Source organism: Roseofilum sp. KMC-1 (assembly GCF_057802075.1).
This window is the reverse complement of sequence record NZ_CM173605.1, coordinates 643096-660250: the sequence shown is the minus strand read 5'-3', so window position 1 is coordinate 660250 and position 17155 is coordinate 643096. Positions and strand designations below refer to the sequence as shown.

The window sequence follows — 17155 nt, the reverse complement described above, 5'->3', positions numbered from 1 at the left end:
TACCCCTACAGCTATACCCCCAAGGGAATTCGAATCCCTGTCGCCTCCGTGAAAGGGAGGTGTCCTAGGCCTCTAGACGATGGGGGCTTGTTTTATTCACCTTAATCATCATAACTAAGGTCTTTTAAGCTGTCAACCCCCTGGGAAAATTTTTTTTAAGAGTGGGAGGGGAGGATGGGGGAGGATGAGCTACTCATTACTCATTCTTAGCCGCACAGAGGGCAGCGCCGATCAAGCCCACTTCTTGATTGGTAATAATATAGATGGGAATCTTTTGGAGAAGTCTGGACATACGCCCCTTATTCAGGAATGCCTGTAAAAAGCGTCCATCGGTCATCAGAGGCAGGTTTTTGGCCGCCACACCTCCAGCAATATACAGTCCTCCATAGGGGAGTAACTTCAGGGCTAGATTTCCCGCTTCTGCGCCATAGGTCTCCATAAAGATATTCATAGTTTCTTCACTGAGGCGATCGCTCTTTTGTTGAGCCGAGCGAGAAATCACAGCAGCCGGATCGACTGTGGCCTCGGTATTTTCGCGACCGATCTGGGACTTCCAGATTTTAAACACCTGTATTAATTCTGGAGATTCTTCAGCCCATTGGCGATCGCGCAAAAACTGGTAAATGGCCACAATTCCCATACCAGAAACTACCCGCTCCACCGAGACTCGATCCCACTGATATTTATCTCGCAAATAGTGCAATAAATCAGATTCTAGGAGCGTGCGAGGTGCAAAATCCACATGCCCCCCTTCCGAGGAAAATACCTGATACTCTCCCTGAGCATCTGGAAGCAAAAAGCCTTGTCCTAAACCGGTTCCTGCACCAATGACGGCCATCGGAGCTTGGGGGTGCGCTCCGGCTTCCTGTAAACAATACAGATCCTGCTCGCCGAGTCCCAAAATCCCATAACCCACGGCCGCAAAGTCATTAATTAGGGTCACTTGTTGCAGATGTAACTCTTCTTCTAAGCGATCGCCCTGGAGATGCCAAATGAGATTGGTTAATTTCGCTTCATTCTGCTCCACCGGGCCGGCGATCGCAAAACAAGCTCGTTCTGGATCTCCCTGATCTTGTCCTTCTTCCTGCAAGAACTGATGGACAATGGGAACGAGATCCCCAAACTCCTGACTCGGATAACTCTGCTGGGCCAAAACCCGCAACGGTTCCCCTGGTGAGGTTTTTTCCACCAGTCTGAGGATCGTTTTCGTTCCCCCAATATCTCCTGCTAATAGTACAGTCATCTTAATTAAACCGAATTCGACTTTCACGAGAACTTAAATGGGAAGTATCCCCATTTAACTCCATGATGAAGCGATCGCCATCCTTCACCACCTTCACCAGAGCGCACAAGGACGCATTCACATCCGTTCCCTTCACCCCATCCACCAGTCCCATCGCCATCCCCAACACCGACGCACCATGGCCGACCAAGAGCAAATCCTCATCAGGAAACCGCTCTACTAAAGTGCGGATAGTTTGTCGGGCACGGGCGAAACATTGGGACTCAGTTTCAGGATAACCCGGTACTCCCTCAATGGGAACCTCTGGATCGATATGGGGAAACTCGGCCGCCAATTCTGACAATGACCGAATTTCGGGCATTTGGGTCATCCACTCTGGATTTAACCACTCTCCCAACCCCCAATGCAAGCGCAGGGGTAAATTCAGCACTTCCGCCACCCCATGGGCCGTTTGCACCGTTCGCAGAAAGGGGGAAGCAAAAATCCGGCTGATTCCTTCTGATTTTAGGCGATCGGCCAACTCCTGCACTTGCACTAAACCATCATCAGATAAGGGCGGATCGTAACGGCGATCGGCCGTATTAAACCACTCCGGATTCACAAAATCCAAGCGGTTAGCATGTCGTGCAATCCAAATTGTTTGAGCCATATCGCCAGATTCAATCCTTAGTCAACTTCAAAAAATAATGGTAGCCATTCAATCAATTCATCAAAGGTTGTTAATTTGGGTAATACTTGAATCACAAAAAACTCCTTTAAGGTTTTTGAATCAGGATTTCCAGGATGCGCTGTTTGCGTTGGCGGTCGATCGCAATTAACCGGATATACTCTTGGGGATGCTCTTCTAAAATACTCCTCAATTGGAACAGTGCCTCTTGCACGCTTTGAGCGGATATGGGGCGAGCATTTTGCCACGATCCCGTCCGAAATCTGCGAGAATCAGCTATTTCTACACCTAAACTATAGCCCCCCTCTAGAATCTGTTGCACTTGTTGGGTCATCTCTGAGGGGAGATTAACAGGGGGAGAACTTGGGGGTAACTCCTCTGTCACTCTGGGAGAGGGTGCTGTTTTCGATTGGGGATTGGGTTGATAAGTTTGGGATAATTTCAGCCGGTTAATATGGTGCTGCTGTTCTTGCAATTGTTCTGCCATTTGCAGCAGTTGGTCTAAACTCCAGGTTTGGCTGGGAAATTCGGGGGGTTTTTCTTTGCTATTAACTAATCGTTTGCCAATTTTGTCATAGCCGATGGTTTCGAGCAGGTGTAAAATTTGGTCATCATACAGGCGCGATCGCAGTACGGCAAAGAAATCAATCGGTTGTTCGGGAAAGCGATCGATCAACTGTTCAATGGTTGCACTCGGAAGATTATCCGGAGCAAAGATACCACTGACAATACCACCTTTATCTTGGCGATCGGGTTCCCAATAGAATTTTTCCATCCGTCCATCCCGAATGAGGGGAGCATAGAGCGTGGAAAAGTCATTTCCCGTAACAATAATGGGGACGCGGTGTAGGGGGGTGGGATCGTAGCTTCCGGGAAGTTGCACATCCGTGGGCCGATCAGCAATATTCATTAATGTGCCATGCACCAATTGCGTATTCACCGTATATTGGGTACGCTCATCTAAACGACCTGCCCCCGCATCCAAATCGTTAATCATTAATATCGTCATTTTCCCCCGCACCTTAATTAATTCAGCCGCTTCCCGATAGCGCAACCGAATTAACCGAGACGGATCTCCCGCATCCGGACTTTCCAATTCTCCCGCAGACATATGGACAACTTCCACGCCCATCTTCTCAAAGATTAATTCACATTGAAACGTTTTCCCTTCTCCCTTGCGGCCATGAATTCCTAAAATCAGGGGAACCGGCACTTGAGGTAAATCTAAGAAATTCTTGGTGATATGGATGGCAACTTTATTGAGAAATCGAGGCGCAATATAATAAGTCATACAGATTCTGATGCCATCTATCCGATACAGTGACTGAACTTGATATTATTATAACTCAAACTTCTCTGGTTCCCCTAAAAGTCCCCCAATTTATCGCGGGATTTTCCGCCTTGAATAATGTCAACTTGACTGAGCAGAAATCAGGGATATTTTTGCCCATACAGTATCATAATCATCATTAAGTCTCACCGTTGTCACTTCTTCAACCGCCAGTGTAGAATTAGGAGGAACAATGCCCTTAATGCTTGCCAACTTTGTCCCTTTATCCCTTAAGTTAATTGAATTAATCGTTTCAATATTAGTCTGAGGTTGAGGAACATTATCTTGCTTAATTGTTTTAGTTTTATCCTCCTCTAAAGTTTGACTTCCAGACCTAACTTTACCTAGATAGATCCATCCCTGTACATTAGATTGCTCTTCTGTTAGTTTCTGTAAAAGTTCTTTCTCAGGACTATTCGCTATTTCTGCTATATCATAGGATTCACTCACCGGATTCTGTGCTGTTTGTATACTACTGAGCTTATCGAGAATATAACCTTTAAATTCATCAGTCACTGAATCATCATCAAGGATTAATCCTGATATCGTTTGAGTCAGCTCTGTATTCTGACTCGATATAGGAATCGTGAACAAAATCCGTTTTTCATTATCGTCTTCAGCTAAATTATAAAGACTCACCAAAGCAATTTTAGCCTTAGTTTGGTCTGCTCCAGCCAGGTTTTCTAATTGTGCCTGGATTAACTCAACAAACTTTTGAACCCTTTGATTTTCTTGCGCTTGTTCTTCAAGTTTCGTCTGGATTTCTGCTGAATTTCTTGCTGCTATAGTCGCTTGCCATGAGGTATAAGCACCAAAAATGGCCACGATGACACTCACCCCAATCTGTAATTGTTCTAACAATACTTTCTTGTTTCCAGATGGAGGGCTGCGATCGTTGCCTTGCATTGGCTTTGGCTCACTCATAACATCACTTCTGATTTATGCAGTCCATTTACTGCTATTATAGCCAGCACAACTTTCTGCGATCAACAAAGGAGGGGCAAGTAACCTTACCCCTCCCCATACCTTGACTTATTTACTAAGTATAGAAGCACGCCTTGAGGTATGAGCTATCTTTCGATAATGGACAAAGACTGATTTGTTTTGATCCTCCCATTACCCGTTACCCATTACCAGTGCGTAGCACTATATAACTTAGTAACGACGGATATTAGTGTTAGGTTTGTGAACAATGAAGCTCAGAACTTGACACTGTTTAATATTGTCAAATCCCATCACCCGAACATAGCTTTCACGATATTCAGCGCGACAAGCATCAATTTCAGCCATCACTTCATTAACGGTTTTAGCATGGAACAGGGGCAGTTTCCACAGCGTCCAGTAGTGCATTTCCGGGCTGGAATCTTCACTAAATTCCACACCAGCAATATAGCCTTGATCCAAAATATACTGGATTTGCATCTTGATCTGGGCATCAGTCAGAGGAGGCAGATAAGAAAGCGTTTCGTAACGGCGCTCTTTAGGTAAAGTTTGCATGGTTTTTTAAGCAGTTGTGTCTAGAATATTGGACTCGAAGTAATCCAGCAATCCTCAATCTGAATCGGCTGGGGATTGGGTATCGGAAGAAGAATCAGGGATATTAAGTCGTGTTACCCGTTCAAGATATTGACGGCGATGTTCCATATTGCTCTGTTGAATATTACTGCGAACCATTTCCGGTAAAAACTCAGTAACTTCTTGGGCCAAATGTTCTCGTACCGTCATCACCCGGAAGGCCATTTCTGGTTTGGCTTGGAATAGTTCATCTAGATAGGCTTCCCCATCCTGAATTTTCCCCGTTGAGGAAAATCCACTCAGCCAAATCGCTTCACCGGGATTGGTTTCTCTTAACTGGTTCGTAACTACTTTCACCGCTTGATAAGTGAGATAACTTGCCATTACACGGCTAGTAGCTTTGGCAACATTTTTAATATCCATGTCCTGATCTCGGCCGCTAAGATGAAAGAATCTCCGATTTTAGAGGGAGACTAGGGGCAAGATTGTAATTAACAACACTCTTGCCTCTTCTTCCTCTTAACGGATGCTCTAACTCTGGACAGAGATTAGAGGGTATCCATGGCCTCGAACTCGAACTTGATTTCTTTCCACAGTTCGCAAGCAACGGCCAATTCAGGAGACCATTTACAAGCTTCGCGGATGACATCTCCACCTTCGCGGAAGAGGTTACGACCTTCGTTACGAGCTTGGATACAAGCTTCCAGAGCCACACGGTTAGCGGTTGCACCAGGAGCATTACCCCAGGGGTGACCCAAGGTTCCACCACCGAACTGTAAGCAGGAGTCGTCACCAAAGATTTCTACCAGAGCTGGCATGTGCCATACGTGAATACCACCGGAAGCAACGGGCATTACCCCAGGCATAGAAGCCCAATCTTGGGTGAAGTAGATCCCGCGTTGACGGTCTTGTTCAATATGGTCTTCGCGCATGAGGTCAACGAAGCCCATGGTGATCCCTTTTTCACCTTCGAGTTTACCTACAACGGTTCCAGAGTGCAGGTGGTCACCACCAGACATCCGTAAACATTTGGCGAGAACACGGAAGTGAATACCATGGTTTTTCTGACGGTCAATTACGGCGTGCATCGCACGGTGAATGTGCAGCAGTACGCCGTTGTCACGACACCATCTAGCAAGAGTGGTGTTAGCGGTGAATCCTCCGGTGAGGTAGTCATGCATGATGATGGGAGTGCCGATTTCTTTGGCGAATTCGGCCCGTTGCATCATTTGTTCTACGGTAGGAGCGGTTACGTTTAAGTAGTGACCTTTAATTTCACCGGTTTCCGCTTGGGCTTTTTCAATCGCTTCTTGAACGAACAGGAAGCGGTCTCTCCAGCGCATGAAGGGCTGAGAGTTGATGTTTTCGTCGTCTTTGGTGAAGTCTAGACCGCCGCGCAGACATTCATATACGGCACGACCGTAGTTTTTAGCGGATAAACCGAGTTTGGGTTTGATGGTACAACCGAGCAGGGGACGACCATATTTGTTGAGTTTGTCCCGTTCTACGGTGATTCCGTGGGGAGGGCCTTGGAAGGTTTTCAGATAGGCGATGGGAATCCGCATATCTTCTAAACGCAGGGCACGCAGAGCTTTGAAACCAAATACGTTACCTACAATGGAGGTCAACATATTGGTGACAGAGCCTTCTTCAAACAGATCTAGAGGATAAGCTACATAACAAATGTATTGGTTATCTTCTCCAGGAACCGCTTCAATATCGTAGCAACGACCTTTGTAGCGATCGAGATCGGTTAACAGGTCAGTCCATACTGTTGTCCAGGTTCCGGTGGAGGATTCCGCAGCTACCGCAGCGCCTGCTTCTTCGGGAGGAACGCCCGGTTGGGGGGTCATCCGGAATGCAGCCAGAACATCGGTATCTTTCGGTGTGTAATCTGGTGTGTAGTAGGTTAGCTTATAATCCTTTACACCAGCTTGATACCCAGATTTAGACTGGGCTTGGGTTTGAGCGTAAGACATGAAATCCCTTCCTAAAAACTAGCACTTAATACGTTTTGTGCCGATTGGCTAGATGTTTAAGAATATATCAAGATTCGGGCCTTTTTTTGTTCACTTCTACTTGTTTTGCAAATAATCCTTACTTATGTTTACAGGGATTATTAAGCTTTATCACAATCATCTTGACAAAAATCTACATTTATTAAGAAAATATAAAGCTTTATTTTTCAGATTCGGGTTGGCGATCGCCAATAAACCCAACCCACCCAAGGCTCGATGAGTAAATATCCTTATTTTTTCTTCTCAGACAACGCAATATAACGTTATCTTTCCCAAGAGGAAGACTAAAGAAAAATGTTACGATATGGTCATTATTTTTGACAAAATATAACTTTCATGATGGCCATGGCGATCGCCCCTGTACTTAGCCTAACCTGCTGAACGGCTTCTAGCATGGGGGATCTTTTGCTATAGTGCCTGTAGGATCATTGAGACATTAACTTATGGCTTTACTTCATACTCCACTGTTTGACTCGTGCGTAAAACAGAAGGCAAAAATGACTGAATTTTCCGGTTGGGAAATGCCAGTGCAATTTTCAGGAATCAAACAAGAACATGAAGCCGTCAGAACCCAAGTCGGAATGTTTGACATCTCCCATATGGGCAAATTCTTCCTCAGTGGCCCTTCAGTCATTGCTTGTTTACAAACCCTTGTACCCTCAGATCTAGCTCGTCTGCAACCGGGTCAGGCTCAATATACGGTACTCCTGAATCCAGAGGGAGGCATTATTGACGATATTATCGTCTATCTGCAAAGCCAAGAGAGCAACGGAGAGGAAAAAGTAGCCATTATTGTCAATGCTGCCACCTGTGAGGGCGATCGCCAATGGATCGAAAAACACCTCGATCGCGATAAAATCCAATTCGACGATCGAACCCCCCATCAAGCCCTCATTGCTCTGCAAGGCCCCAAAGCCATTGCCACCCTACAAACCCTAGTCGAAACAGACCTCTCATCCATTCCCCGCTTCGGTCACATCACCCTTTCCCTCCTCGGTAGCTCCGCCTTCGTCGCTCGCACCGGCTACACGGGCGAAGATGGAGTAGAAATGATGCTCAACCCAGACACAGCCCTACAACTCTGGGATACCCTCCTCCAAGCAGGCGTTACTCCCTGCGGTTTGGGAGCCAGAGATACCCTACGCTTAGAAGCCGCCTTAGCCCTCTATGGTCAAGATATTGACTCAACCACCACCCCCCTAGAAGCCGGTTTAAAATGGTTAGTCCACCTCAACACTAAAGGTGACTTTATCGGTCGCTCCGTCTTAGAAGAGCAGCAAGCTCATGGAGTCTCTAACCGCTTAGTGGGACTGCAAGGAGAAGGTCGCCATATTGCCCGTCATGGCTATCCCCTTTTAGTCGGAGGAGAAGTCGTTTCTGAAGTCACCAGTGGAACCCTTTCCCCCACCCTCGGTTATCCTATTGCCATGGCTTACTTACCCAAAAAATGGGCCAAAATTGGCCAAGAAGTAGAGGTAGAAATTCGCGGCAAACACTATCCGATGAAAGTGGTGAAAAAACCCTTTTATCGGGCTGAGTAAATTCAATGAAACCGTTATCATTGCCCATCATCTTAACCCATCCTTGACATCCTCACCGGGCTGAAGCCACCGTGATTCCTAAATCTCACAATTTAGGTTTCTGCTTCATAGCAGTTGCCTTCACAGATTTACTCTGCTCTGGTCTTACACTCGCTCCACAGACTGACACCGCAAGTCCTGCGGCCAAGATATTACAACTGGCATTTATATCGCGATCTAAATGTATGCCACACTTAGGACATTCCCATTGCCGAATATTTAACGGCATCTTTTCAACCACATGCCCGCAATTACTACAACGCTTAGAACTAGGAAACCACCTATCTATTTCAATATAGTTTCTGCCATACCATCGGCATTTGTATTCCAATTGTCGAGTCAGTTCTCCCCAACTTGCGTCTGATATTGCTTGTGCCAGCTTTCTATTTTTGACCATATTCTTAACAGCTAAGTCCTCAACCACTATCGTTTGGTTTTCGCGCACCAGTTGAGTGGTTAGCTTATGTAAATGGTCAGTTCGGGTATCGGTGATTTTCTGGTGAACTCTAGCCAGTTTTACTCTGGCTTTGTATCTATTGTGAGAGCCTTTCTGTTTTCTTGATAAGCTTTTTTGAAGTCTCCTTAACTTACGGTAGTGTTTTTTTAAGGGTTTGGGGTTAGCTATTTTATCTCCCTCACTGGTTGTTAACAGGCTGCTAATTCCTAAGTCAATACCTACTGCTTTATCGTTAGCAGGTAAAGGTTTAATGATGGGGTCATCAAATCTAATGGAAATATGCCAACGTCCTGACGGATGGAGTTTTACGGTTACAGAACTTGGGAGACAACCGGATGGGATCTGACGAGACCAACGAATGGCTAATGGTTCTTTACATTTGGCTAAATAGATTTTACCGTCTTTGAACTTGAATGCTGATTTAGTAAATTCCGCACTACCTCCTTGGTGTTTTTTCTTGAAATTGGGATACTTAGCACGCTTGGCAAAAAAGTTGGTAAATGCGGTTTGTAGGTGTCTTAATCCTTGTTGTAAGGGGACACAACTTACCTCATTTAAGAAATCTAACTCTTCTTGTTTTTTCCAGTTGGTCAACATTGAAGAGGTTTGAGCGTAATCGATTTTTTCTTGTCGTTGATACCAAGCCTGAGTTCTTTCATGGAGCGCTTTGTTGTAAACTAATCTTACACAACCCAAAGTTCGCCGCAATAGCGACTCTTGCTCTAAGGTTGGGTAAAATCGGTAGTTAAATGCTCTTTCCATGTGTGAGTCAAAGGATTTTTCACAGGGTAGCACCTAAGATGTAATTGTGGTAGCCTATGGTTAGTAAAGCCGCCCTGGAAGGGCGGGGTTTCAGACCCAATTTTTCTGATGAGTGACACAGATTTTGAGCAACAGCTCGAACAAACTCTCCTTAGCTTTGCTGATATTCAAGCAGAATTAAACTATAAGCAGGCTACGGATTCCTTACAATCCTTGGTCAGGAATTTGGATTTGAGTGACTCAGAACGGTCGGGACTAGAAGCAGAAATTGAAGATTTACAAGGAATGCTCGATAAGTTAGAACAAAGTCGAGTACAAATTGCCGTCTTTGGTTTGGTGGGACGGGGAAAATCTTCGGTTCTGAATGCGCTGTTGGGGAATCCAGTGTTTGAAACGGGCCCCACCCATGGGGTCACTCGTGCCATCCATGGAGCGTCTTGGCAAGTGGGTTATCAACAGGAGTCAGAGTTAGTCCGGGTGACCATTGGGAGACAAGGACAGGCCCAGATTCAGTTGATGGATACGCCAGGAATTGATGAGGTGAATGGCCAGCAACGAGCGCAGCTTGCTCACCAGGTGGCGAAACAGTCGGATTTAATTTTGTTTGTGATTGCTGGGGATATGACCCAGGTAGAATATGAGGCTTTGTCTTTGTTGCGAACGGAGAGTAAGCCGATTTTGTTGGTGTTTAATAAGATCGATCAATATCCGGATACGGATCGGATGATGATTTATGAAAAAATTCGCGATGAACGGGTGAAGGAGTTGTTATCCCCAGAGGAAATTGTGATGGCGGCCGCTTGTCCCTTGGTTCCGGAAGGGGTGCGTCGGCCCGATGGCAGTTTGGGGGTGAAGTTGGTGCGGGGAGAACCGCAGGTGGAGGATTTGAAGCTGAAAATCTTGGATCTGCTCGATCGCGAGGGCAAGTCTTTAGTGGCTTTAAATACAATGCTTTACGCGGATACAGTCAATGAGCGTTTAGTTAAGCGCAAGATGGAGATTCGCGAGGGGAAGGGGAATCAAATTATCTGGAATTTTGTTAAAGTCAAGGGATTGGCGATCGCCCTGAATCCAGTGACGGCGATCGATTTACTCAGTGCAGCCGTCATTGATGTAGTGATGATCCTGAAGTTATCCCAACTCTATGGTATCCCCATGACTCAACAGGGGGCGTTGAATTTACTGCAAAAAATTGCGATCGCCATGGGAGGAATCAGCGCCGGAGAATTATTCGCTAATCTGGGACTCAGTAGCCTAAAGGGTTTGCTCGGTTTAGCCACTCCTATAACCGCAGGGGCGGCGATTGGGCCCTATCTCTCTGTAGCCATCAGTCAAGCAACCATTTCTGCCCTATCCTCCTACGGCATGGGCCAAGTCACCAAAGAATATTTAGCCAATGGCGCATCCTGGGGCCCCGACGGGCCAAAAGCCGTAGTTAGCCGCATTTTATCCGGTCTAGATGAGACTTCCATCTTAAACCGGATTAAAGATGAATTATGGACAAAATTACAGGGCCATCAAAGCTTGATATAAAGTTTTAGGCCATCTCTGACATCAACCTTCTATCGTAATCGAACAACTAGAGAAGGACAGAGGAGAAACAAACCATCCCCCTGCCCTCTCTACTCAACTCGCTTAAATCGATAAGCCCAAGTTCAGGCCTAAAAAGGCATGAATAAACAACAACGCCAACGCTGCCGTACCCAAATAAGCATGAAGGGTACGCAAGGAAGGTTTATTATCTCCCCCAAACTTGGTAATCGAAATTGCGCCATTAAGACCCAACATCACTAAGACAATGGAACCCGTCCAAAAATGGGGACTTTCCAGAATCGGTTGTCCTTGCATCACCAGAGATAACACCCCTCCGGTATATCCGAGTCCTAAGAATAGGGTCAAAAATGGGGCCAGCTTGCGGTGATTAAGCATATTTTGAGTCTTCACCTCTTCATCGGTAGCACTACGTCCGCGCCATCCGACAATGCCCACAAAACTGCCCAACACAAAAACAACAATGCCCATCATCAGGGGATGCCCCCAATGGGTGATGGGTTCAGGAATACCCAAACCGGCGAAATAATCGGCAATAGGGTTAACAATCGGTTGCAGAAGGTCTCTAATGGTGTCCATGGAGTAATCCGAGTAATGATTTGAGTCAAGTAGTTTGCTATTTCCAGACTTTGGAATCTAAAAGTCTGTCGGGTTGTTGCGGAAGTCTTGATAAGACTCCAATACTTCCTTAGTGTAAACAGCAATGTCCCCTTGGTTGTACAAATTGGGATTACCCGATACCCACCAAGCTGCTGTTCTGCGGATGGCAAGCGCTTCATTTTCAGCACTGGCGGCATATTCTTCCGCCAGAACATCCCCGACAATACAGACTAACACTGCTCTGGTTTGCTCCAGATTAGCCGCAAATAGTTCTGGGCTGACAGTCTCTCCCAGACACCATTGAGACCATCGGGTAATGTTATTGGGCCGAATTTTCCACGGGCCATATAGGGGTTCTGCGGTTTGCCCTTGGGGGGCGGATAGTCGCAGAGCTTCCACTAGGGCTATCACTTTATCGCGAGGTAGCTGCGCTAAAGCAGGCAACGCCCACAGGACTAGGCTGGCGATGATGGCCCCTAGTCCTTTCACTCTCCAATATTTAGTTTTCACTCCTCGTCACCTTTTAAGGGTTAAGTTTGATGCTCACACTCTTTAAAGCATAGGCTTAACCATATAAATGAGCTACCCATTCCCCATAACCGTTATAGGGTAAGGTCGGTTGTCTGGGCCAGGTGAACGGTGACCCTTCACTAATCACCCGCTCTGTGGCTTGAGACCATCGGGGATGGGGCTTGTCTGGATTCACATTGGCTTCAAAATCATATTCATTGGCATCAATGGTATTCCAAAATGTGGCAGGCTGAGTATCAATAAATTCAATTTTGACAATAGATTTTGCTCCTTTAAATCCATATTTCCAAGGAATGACTTGGCGAATGGGAGCGCCGTGCTGTTTGGGTAAATCTTTGCCATAAATTCCGATCGCGAAAAAGGCTAATTCATTAGCCATTTCCTCAATTCGCAAGCCTTCGGTATAGGGCCAGGGAATATTAGAAAAGGGACTCCAGGAGGGGCCGGTACTGATTTCCTTATCGTACCAGGAAGTAAAGCGGACAAATTTAGCCTCGGTGGTGGGTTCCACCGCTTCGATCAGTTTACGCATGGGGAACCCCAACCAGGGCACAACCATAGCCCAAGCTTCCACACAGCGAAACCGATATACTCGCTCTTCTAGGTCAAATTTATGGCGTAAATCATCGATATCATAGGTTTGGGGATTTTTCACTAATCCTCCTACCTCAACTTTCCAGTTTTCCGTGGGCAAAGCTTGAGCAGCTTGCTGAATAGATTTGGTGGTTCCAAATTCGTAAAAGTTATTATATTGGGAAGAAAGGGATTGGGGCGTAATTTGCAAATCTCCCTGGGGAAATTCTGGATTTTGAATAATCGCCTCTGGGGTTTGATAAGGAGAGAGGGTAGAATTTGATTCACCGGTTTTACTACAAGCGGTTAAGGGGAGTAGACTGGCGGTGATTCCCACTCCCATCAACCCCTTGAGCAATTGCCGACGATTCATGAATACGGACTCTGGGGTGATCTGGGGATTGGGTATATCCCAGATTTGGGGAACTTTGATTAAGGTCATGACAATTGGTAAATACTCCAAGCAATATCTAGTTATATTAACGTATGTATTATGACTGAGAAACCCGATTTCTTAAAGAAACCGGGTTTCTTACCACCTCTAAGAATCTAAAAAATTGCCCGCACTCAATAACTCTTGTGCCGCTTCTAGCATCTGTGGGGCTAACTCTTGTAAATCTTCGCGATTGTCTAAATAGGCTTGTAGCGCTGATAGGGGATCTATTTCTTGTCCTTGGCCTAATTCTGGCAGTCGAGTTCGGGAAAGGTGACTGACTAATTCGGGTTGAATAGTATAACTATGAGCCACTTCTAGCCGTTCATGGAGTTGCTGGGAATCGATCCGGTCTAATTGCTCGGAGCGAATTTGATAAATTAAGCGCACAACGGCATCTTTAATGGATGATTTTTCTAGGGTATGTAGGAGTTTTTCTTGGGGATCTTCTGACTGAGTGAGATCGACAGTTAGGGTCTTAAATGCCCGTACAGATAAGGGATGAAATTCTACATTTGCCTGTCCTTTTTCTACTTCCACCAGCACATAACCCTTTTGTTCTTTCTCTTCGCTAAAATCTACCCGTTCAATGCTACCGGGATAGACAACTGGGGGATGCTGGCATAAAATTTGATGTTTGTGGACATGACCAAGAGCCACATAATCAAAACAGGGACGGGCGAGGATGGATAAGGGAATGGTAAACCCTTTGCCAACGGCTAAAAATCGTTCTGCACCATAGTGGGCATTATCGACCATCACATGGGCTAAAAGAATAGTGGGAATATCCGGATTAAGGCGACGAATTTGGGCTTCGAGGGCAGTTCGTAAACGGTCGATTAATTGATGATTAATGTCTGAAAGAGATAATTCTTGGGTTTCCGGACGAGTGAATAAACTTGAACGGGTTAACCAGGGTAAGGTAATGACTTGTATGGGCCCGTGGGGGGTGCTAATCTGATGCCAGGCTAGGCGATCGCCCACAATAAAGCCTGGAACCCCTAGAGTCTGGTAAATCGATAAACTTGCTCCCCCCTTCCCTTGGGCATGTTGATCGTGATTTCCCACCAATAACACTGTAGGAATATTGGCCTCCACCAAACGGTAAAATTGCCGCGCAAACCCTTGACTGACGTAGGGAGGAGGAGTCGCATCCGGGAATGCATCGCCACCAAATAAGACTAAATCCACTGGCTCGGCGATCGCGCGATCGATACATTGGGACAAGCTCCTGATAAAATCCTCCAAGCGGGTATTTAACCCCGTTTCCGGATTCACCCGTCCATGACTTAATCCACTGCCCAAATGAATATCCGATAAATGTAAAACCTTAATCATCCTGCCCTCCATAGTCATAAAAATATCCCCAATAAAGTTTAATTATCAGGGATGATCAAATCTAACAGAGATTGTCATGACTTTAGAGGTTCAGGACTAGAAAATAGTCATCCTTACTCAACGGTTAACTGGTTTGACTAGAATCAATTCGCCCACTGCCTCGACGAGCTATTTCAGTCGCATCAAAGGATTGGGATGAAGGGCAACCATTTTCACAGCGTCCGCTACCGCGATGATCTTCAGCATAAGTACCAGATAGACTAGACTGGGAAGCAACACTGGCACTCGTTTGTAGGTTAACCCAACCTATTGAACCAATCACCAAGGACAAGAACAGAAAACGATTAATTTTAATGGAGTTGTTGGTACGCATGGGAAACATCTGTCTCGAAGTAACTGTTCTACTTCTCATCGGTTTCCCTGGTTCATCCGGATAAACGATCAGAGTTTATCAACTAAAAACGTCCGTAATTTCTTCCACAATTATCCAACCTCCAGCTAAGTTAATACGTCCCCGCAGGCGAACCCGTTTTTGATGGTCTAGCTTCTGTAAAGCCTCATTGACTAGGGGTTCAGTGGTAATCAGTCGCCAAGTGCTTCCCCCCCATTCAACAGGGCTGTTGACCTCAAATTGATAGCTTTGTTCCTCCAAGCGCTTAAAAAGTCCTGATACTTCTAACCCCTCAGTACAAGTTCTTCCTAAGTGAGCTAGGGAAAAGGGCGCATAGCCGCTTTTGGGATAATCCTTTCCATAATCTAAATAATGGAATTGCCATTTTTGCCAATCTGGGGAGCGATGGGTGAGATTAAAACAGGGAATGACTGCCGCTGGGGCGCTTGTATCGGTTAATAGGGCTGATTGTAAAACTCCTACTGGTAAACTATGGGGGTCTTCCTGACGTTGAATACAGAGCGCTGCTGCCATTCCTGCGGCTTGACCGATATTCATCACCACCGGTTGTAAGCGGGTGGCTCCATTGGCAATATGGGAGACAGAAATATTCTTTTCGCAGACGAGAAATCCGGTCATTTCCTCTGGAATTAAACAGCCATAGGGAATGGTAAACGGAGTTCCCGTCCATCGTCCCCCCCAGCGTAGAGATTTGGGAGCAAGGGGAAAGGAGACTTCTGGATAATGATGGTCGTTGGGATAGTTGCCGATAACAATACTATTAATCTTTCCTGTTTCATCTCTGGGTAATTGGGCCACATTTCCGTCTGGTTGGGGCAAAATGTCCTGTTCTCGCAGGGTAATTTGTCCTTTGAGTCGGCGACTTTCCCGAAAATAGGGGTAAAGGGCGATGCCTTGTTGGAATTGGGGAAGGAGTGCAGAGCGGGGGGAGGTGATGGAGTCGAGGATGGGAAATTGATTAACCGCTAACCCATAGCGCTGTCCGAGTTGGCTTTGAATGGTGCGCCCAAAGTTGAGACTATGTTCTAGGGCTTCTTGTAAGAGGATAAATTGGTCTTGGGGCGATCGCACCAGGCGATTAAGATTAATGCCATAGTCATTGCCCTTAATGGGCCAGTTAATCATCATTTTGCCATTGGGTAAACGGCCATAGCTTAAAAATTTCTCTACCCCATGGTTTTCCCATGCACCCGCAAACGCTGATTCATCCACAGAACCGGGAATTTCTGGCGCGTTGACTCCTTCCCCATAATCTTGCAGATGAATTACCCAAGTGGGCGCTTGTACGGGATACTTTTGGGTGAGTTCATTGGCTTCTTTTGGGGCGCTCGGTTCCCCCCATTCGGCTTGCATCTCCCATCCCCAACGATGGGGAATATCGGCTAAAGCAAGTAAATCTCCGAGTTCGGTTCCATCTAGGGTAAGAGTGGCGTTTACCCGCAAGTTTTGAAAGCGAACCCCGGTAACGCGGTTACCCTTTCGATACACTTCTAAGGGGGTTTGTCCCCAAATCCAGTCTAGGTTCGGCAGCGCGTCTACCCAGTCCTGGAATATTTGCGCCCCTATCTGGGGAGTAAATCCAAATAAGCTGACCCAATTATGGTCTAATCCTCCGGGTTGTTTCTGGGTTAATTCTTGCACAAATGCCCCCCACATTCCCGTTTGAAAAGCGGCTAACTCGCTCCCATCGGGGGCGGATACTCCGGCTGCGGTTAACATGCCCCCTAACCAGGGAAATTCACTGACGAGCAGGGTTTTTACGCCCCTGCGAGCGGCTTGAATGGCGGCGCAGGTTCCCCCGGTTCCCCCACCGACAACGAGGATGTCTACGGTGCGTTCTTCTATTTGGTTCATAGCTTGCCTCAGAGTTCGATACTCTGGGCATTATGGCAAGAAAGGGCTTCGCTTTGGTCAAGTAGGGGGGCCGTTTCCCTTCGGGACATGAAACGCCCCTACAAGGTTTTTGGTTCGATCGGCTTGCCATTACTCCAGCGATCGCCTCTGACTCAACCAACGGGATAAATCCTCTACACTCGTACAATCCAAAATCGCCAGTACGCTATGTTGGGTTTTCCGCAAAGCGGACATGAATGTTCCTCAACCCAACCTACATCTGTTAACATTTAACCAGGAGATTGAAGAGAT

At 46.3% G+C, this 17155-nt stretch carries 16 protein-coding genes and 1 tRNA gene; 2 read left to right on the top strand and 15 right to left on the bottom strand.

Going from position 1 to position 17155, the window contains the following annotated elements:
- Window positions 1-14: 14 nt before the first annotated feature.
- From AC3FZD_RS03230 to AC3FZD_RS03195, 8 genes are all read right to left on the bottom strand, one after another.
- Window positions 15-87, bottom strand: a tRNA-Glu gene (locus AC3FZD_RS03230).
- 109 nt (window positions 88-196) lie between these two features.
- Window positions 197-1243 carry a glucokinase gene (locus AC3FZD_RS03225; RefSeq protein ID WP_488738744.1) on the bottom strand — a complete coding sequence of 349 codons (1047 nt, stop codon included), beginning with the start codon at window positions 1241-1243 and terminating at the stop codon, window positions 197-199.
- A gap of 1 nt (window position 1244) precedes the next feature.
- Window positions 1245-1892 carry a histidine phosphatase family protein gene (locus AC3FZD_RS03220; RefSeq protein WP_488738743.1) on the bottom strand — a complete coding sequence of 216 codons (648 nt, stop codon included), beginning with the start codon at window positions 1890-1892 and terminating at the stop codon, window positions 1245-1247.
- Between the two features lie 106 nt (window positions 1893-1998).
- The gene (locus AC3FZD_RS03215) at window positions 1999-3201 is read right to left on the bottom strand and encodes a RuBisCO small subunit-like domain-containing protein (RefSeq protein WP_488738742.1); all 1203 of its coding nucleotides are present in this window, start codon (window positions 3199-3201) and stop codon (window positions 1999-2001) included.
- Window positions 3202-3321: 120 nt separating this feature from the next.
- A complete protein-coding gene (locus tag AC3FZD_RS03210) occupies window positions 3322-4164 on the bottom strand; it encodes a hypothetical protein (protein WP_488738741.1) in 843 nt (280 codons plus the stop codon).
- 231 nt (window positions 4165-4395) lie between these two features.
- Window positions 4396-4737, bottom strand: a complete 342-nt coding sequence (locus AC3FZD_RS03205) for a ribulose bisphosphate carboxylase small subunit (protein ID WP_488738740.1) — start codon at window positions 4735-4737, stop codon at window positions 4396-4398.
- Window positions 4738-4791: 54 nt separating this feature from the next.
- A complete protein-coding gene (rcbX, locus tag AC3FZD_RS03200; RefSeq protein ID WP_488738739.1) occupies window positions 4792-5178 on the bottom strand; it encodes a RuBisCO chaperone RbcX in 387 nt (128 codons plus the stop codon).
- Between the two features lie 125 nt (window positions 5179-5303).
- A complete protein-coding gene (locus tag AC3FZD_RS03195; protein ID WP_488738738.1) occupies window positions 5304-6734 on the bottom strand; it encodes a form I ribulose bisphosphate carboxylase large subunit in 1431 nt (476 codons plus the stop codon).
- A gap of 482 nt (window positions 6735-7216) precedes the next feature.
- Here AC3FZD_RS03195 and gcvT point away from each other — a divergent pair, with 482 nt between their 5' ends.
- A complete protein-coding gene (gcvT, locus tag AC3FZD_RS03190) occupies window positions 7217-8314 on the top strand; it encodes a glycine cleavage system aminomethyltransferase GcvT (RefSeq protein ID WP_488738737.1) in 1098 nt (365 codons plus the stop codon).
- Between the two features lie 85 nt (window positions 8315-8399).
- Here the strand turns inward: gcvT and AC3FZD_RS03185 are convergent, their stop codons facing one another.
- Window positions 8400-9572, bottom strand: coding sequence for an RNA-guided endonuclease InsQ/TnpB family protein (locus AC3FZD_RS03185; RefSeq protein ID WP_488738736.1), 1173 nt, complete (start codon window positions 9570-9572; stop codon window positions 8400-8402).
- Between the two features lie 108 nt (window positions 9573-9680).
- On the opposite strand from AC3FZD_RS03185, the gene AC3FZD_RS03180 reads away from it, so the two are divergent.
- Entirely contained in the window at window positions 9681-11105 is a 1425-nt protein-coding gene (locus AC3FZD_RS03180) for a GTP-binding protein (RefSeq protein ID WP_488738735.1), read from the top strand.
- 102 nt (window positions 11106-11207) lie between these two features.
- Here the strand turns inward: AC3FZD_RS03180 and AC3FZD_RS03175 are convergent, their stop codons facing one another.
- From AC3FZD_RS03175 to AC3FZD_RS03150, 6 genes are all read right to left on the bottom strand, one after another.
- Window positions 11208-11702, bottom strand: coding sequence for a DUF4079 domain-containing protein (locus AC3FZD_RS03175; protein ID WP_488738734.1), 495 nt, complete (start codon window positions 11700-11702; stop codon window positions 11208-11210).
- A gap of 57 nt (window positions 11703-11759) precedes the next feature.
- The gene (locus tag AC3FZD_RS03170) at window positions 11760-12233 is read right to left on the bottom strand and encodes a hypothetical protein (protein WP_488738733.1); all 474 of its coding nucleotides are present in this window, start codon (window positions 12231-12233) and stop codon (window positions 11760-11762) included.
- Window positions 12234-12288: 55 nt separating this feature from the next.
- A complete protein-coding gene (msrP, locus tag AC3FZD_RS03165; RefSeq protein ID WP_488738732.1) occupies window positions 12289-13269 on the bottom strand; it encodes a protein-methionine-sulfoxide reductase catalytic subunit MsrP in 981 nt (326 codons plus the stop codon).
- Window positions 13270-13368: 99 nt separating this feature from the next.
- Window positions 13369-14598: an exonuclease subunit SbcD gene (sbcD, locus tag AC3FZD_RS03160; RefSeq protein ID WP_488738731.1), complete on the bottom strand. Its 1230-nt coding sequence runs from the start codon at window positions 14596-14598 to the stop codon at window positions 13369-13371.
- A gap of 124 nt (window positions 14599-14722) precedes the next feature.
- Window positions 14723-14980, bottom strand: coding sequence for a hypothetical protein (locus AC3FZD_RS03155; RefSeq protein WP_488738730.1), 258 nt, complete (start codon window positions 14978-14980; stop codon window positions 14723-14725).
- Between the two features lie 69 nt (window positions 14981-15049).
- A complete protein-coding gene (locus AC3FZD_RS03150; protein ID WP_488738729.1) occupies window positions 15050-16864 on the bottom strand; it encodes an FAD-dependent oxidoreductase in 1815 nt (604 codons plus the stop codon).
- Window positions 16865-17155: the final 291 nt, after the last annotated feature.

What these genes read in the sequence shown, in the direction of transcription:
- AC3FZD_RS03155 (WP_488738730.1), bottom strand. Translation starts at nt 14,980, where the DNA reads ATGTTTCCCATGCGTACCAACAACTCCATTAAAATTAATCGTTTTCTG.
- AC3FZD_RS03175 (WP_488738734.1), bottom strand. Translation starts at nt 11,702, where the DNA reads ATGGACACCATTAGAGACCTTCTGCAACCGATTGTTAACCCTATTGCC.
- rcbX (WP_488738739.1), bottom strand. Translation starts at nt 5,178, where the DNA reads ATGGATATTAAAAATGTTGCCAAAGCTACTAGCCGTGTAATGGCAAGT.
- AC3FZD_RS03195 (WP_488738738.1), bottom strand. Translation starts at nt 6,734, where the DNA reads ATGTCTTACGCTCAAACCCAAGCCCAGTCTAAATCTGGGTATCAAGCT.
- sbcD (WP_488738731.1), bottom strand. Translation starts at nt 14,598, where the DNA reads ATGATTAAGGTTTTACATTTATCGGATATTCATTTGGGCAGTGGATTA.
- AC3FZD_RS03210 (WP_488738741.1), bottom strand. Translation starts at nt 4,164, where the DNA reads ATGAGTGAGCCAAAGCCAATGCAAGGCAACGATCGCAGCCCTCCATCT.
- AC3FZD_RS03180 (WP_488738735.1), top strand. Translation starts at nt 9,681, where the DNA reads ATGAGTGACACAGATTTTGAGCAACAGCTCGAACAAACTCTCCTTAGC.
- msrP (WP_488738732.1), bottom strand. Translation starts at nt 13,269, where the DNA reads ATGACCTTAATCAAAGTTCCCCAAATCTGGGATATACCCAATCCCCAG.
- AC3FZD_RS03220 (WP_488738743.1), bottom strand. Translation starts at nt 1,892, where the DNA reads ATGGCTCAAACAATTTGGATTGCACGACATGCTAACCGCTTGGATTTT.
- gcvT (WP_488738737.1), top strand. Translation starts at nt 7,217, where the DNA reads ATGGCTTTACTTCATACTCCACTGTTTGACTCGTGCGTAAAACAGAAG.
- AC3FZD_RS03205 (WP_488738740.1), bottom strand. Translation starts at nt 4,737, where the DNA reads ATGCAAACTTTACCTAAAGAGCGCCGTTACGAAACGCTTTCTTATCTG.
- AC3FZD_RS03150 (WP_488738729.1), bottom strand. Translation starts at nt 16,864, where the DNA reads ATGAACCAAATAGAAGAACGCACCGTAGACATCCTCGTTGTCGGTGGG.
- AC3FZD_RS03185 (WP_488738736.1), bottom strand. Translation starts at nt 9,572, where the DNA reads ATGGAAAGAGCATTTAACTACCGATTTTACCCAACCTTAGAGCAAGAG.
- AC3FZD_RS03215 (WP_488738742.1), bottom strand. Translation starts at nt 3,201, where the DNA reads ATGACTTATTATATTGCGCCTCGATTTCTCAATAAAGTTGCCATCCAT.
- AC3FZD_RS03225 (WP_488738744.1), bottom strand. Translation starts at nt 1,243, where the DNA reads ATGACTGTACTATTAGCAGGAGATATTGGGGGAACGAAAACGATCCTC.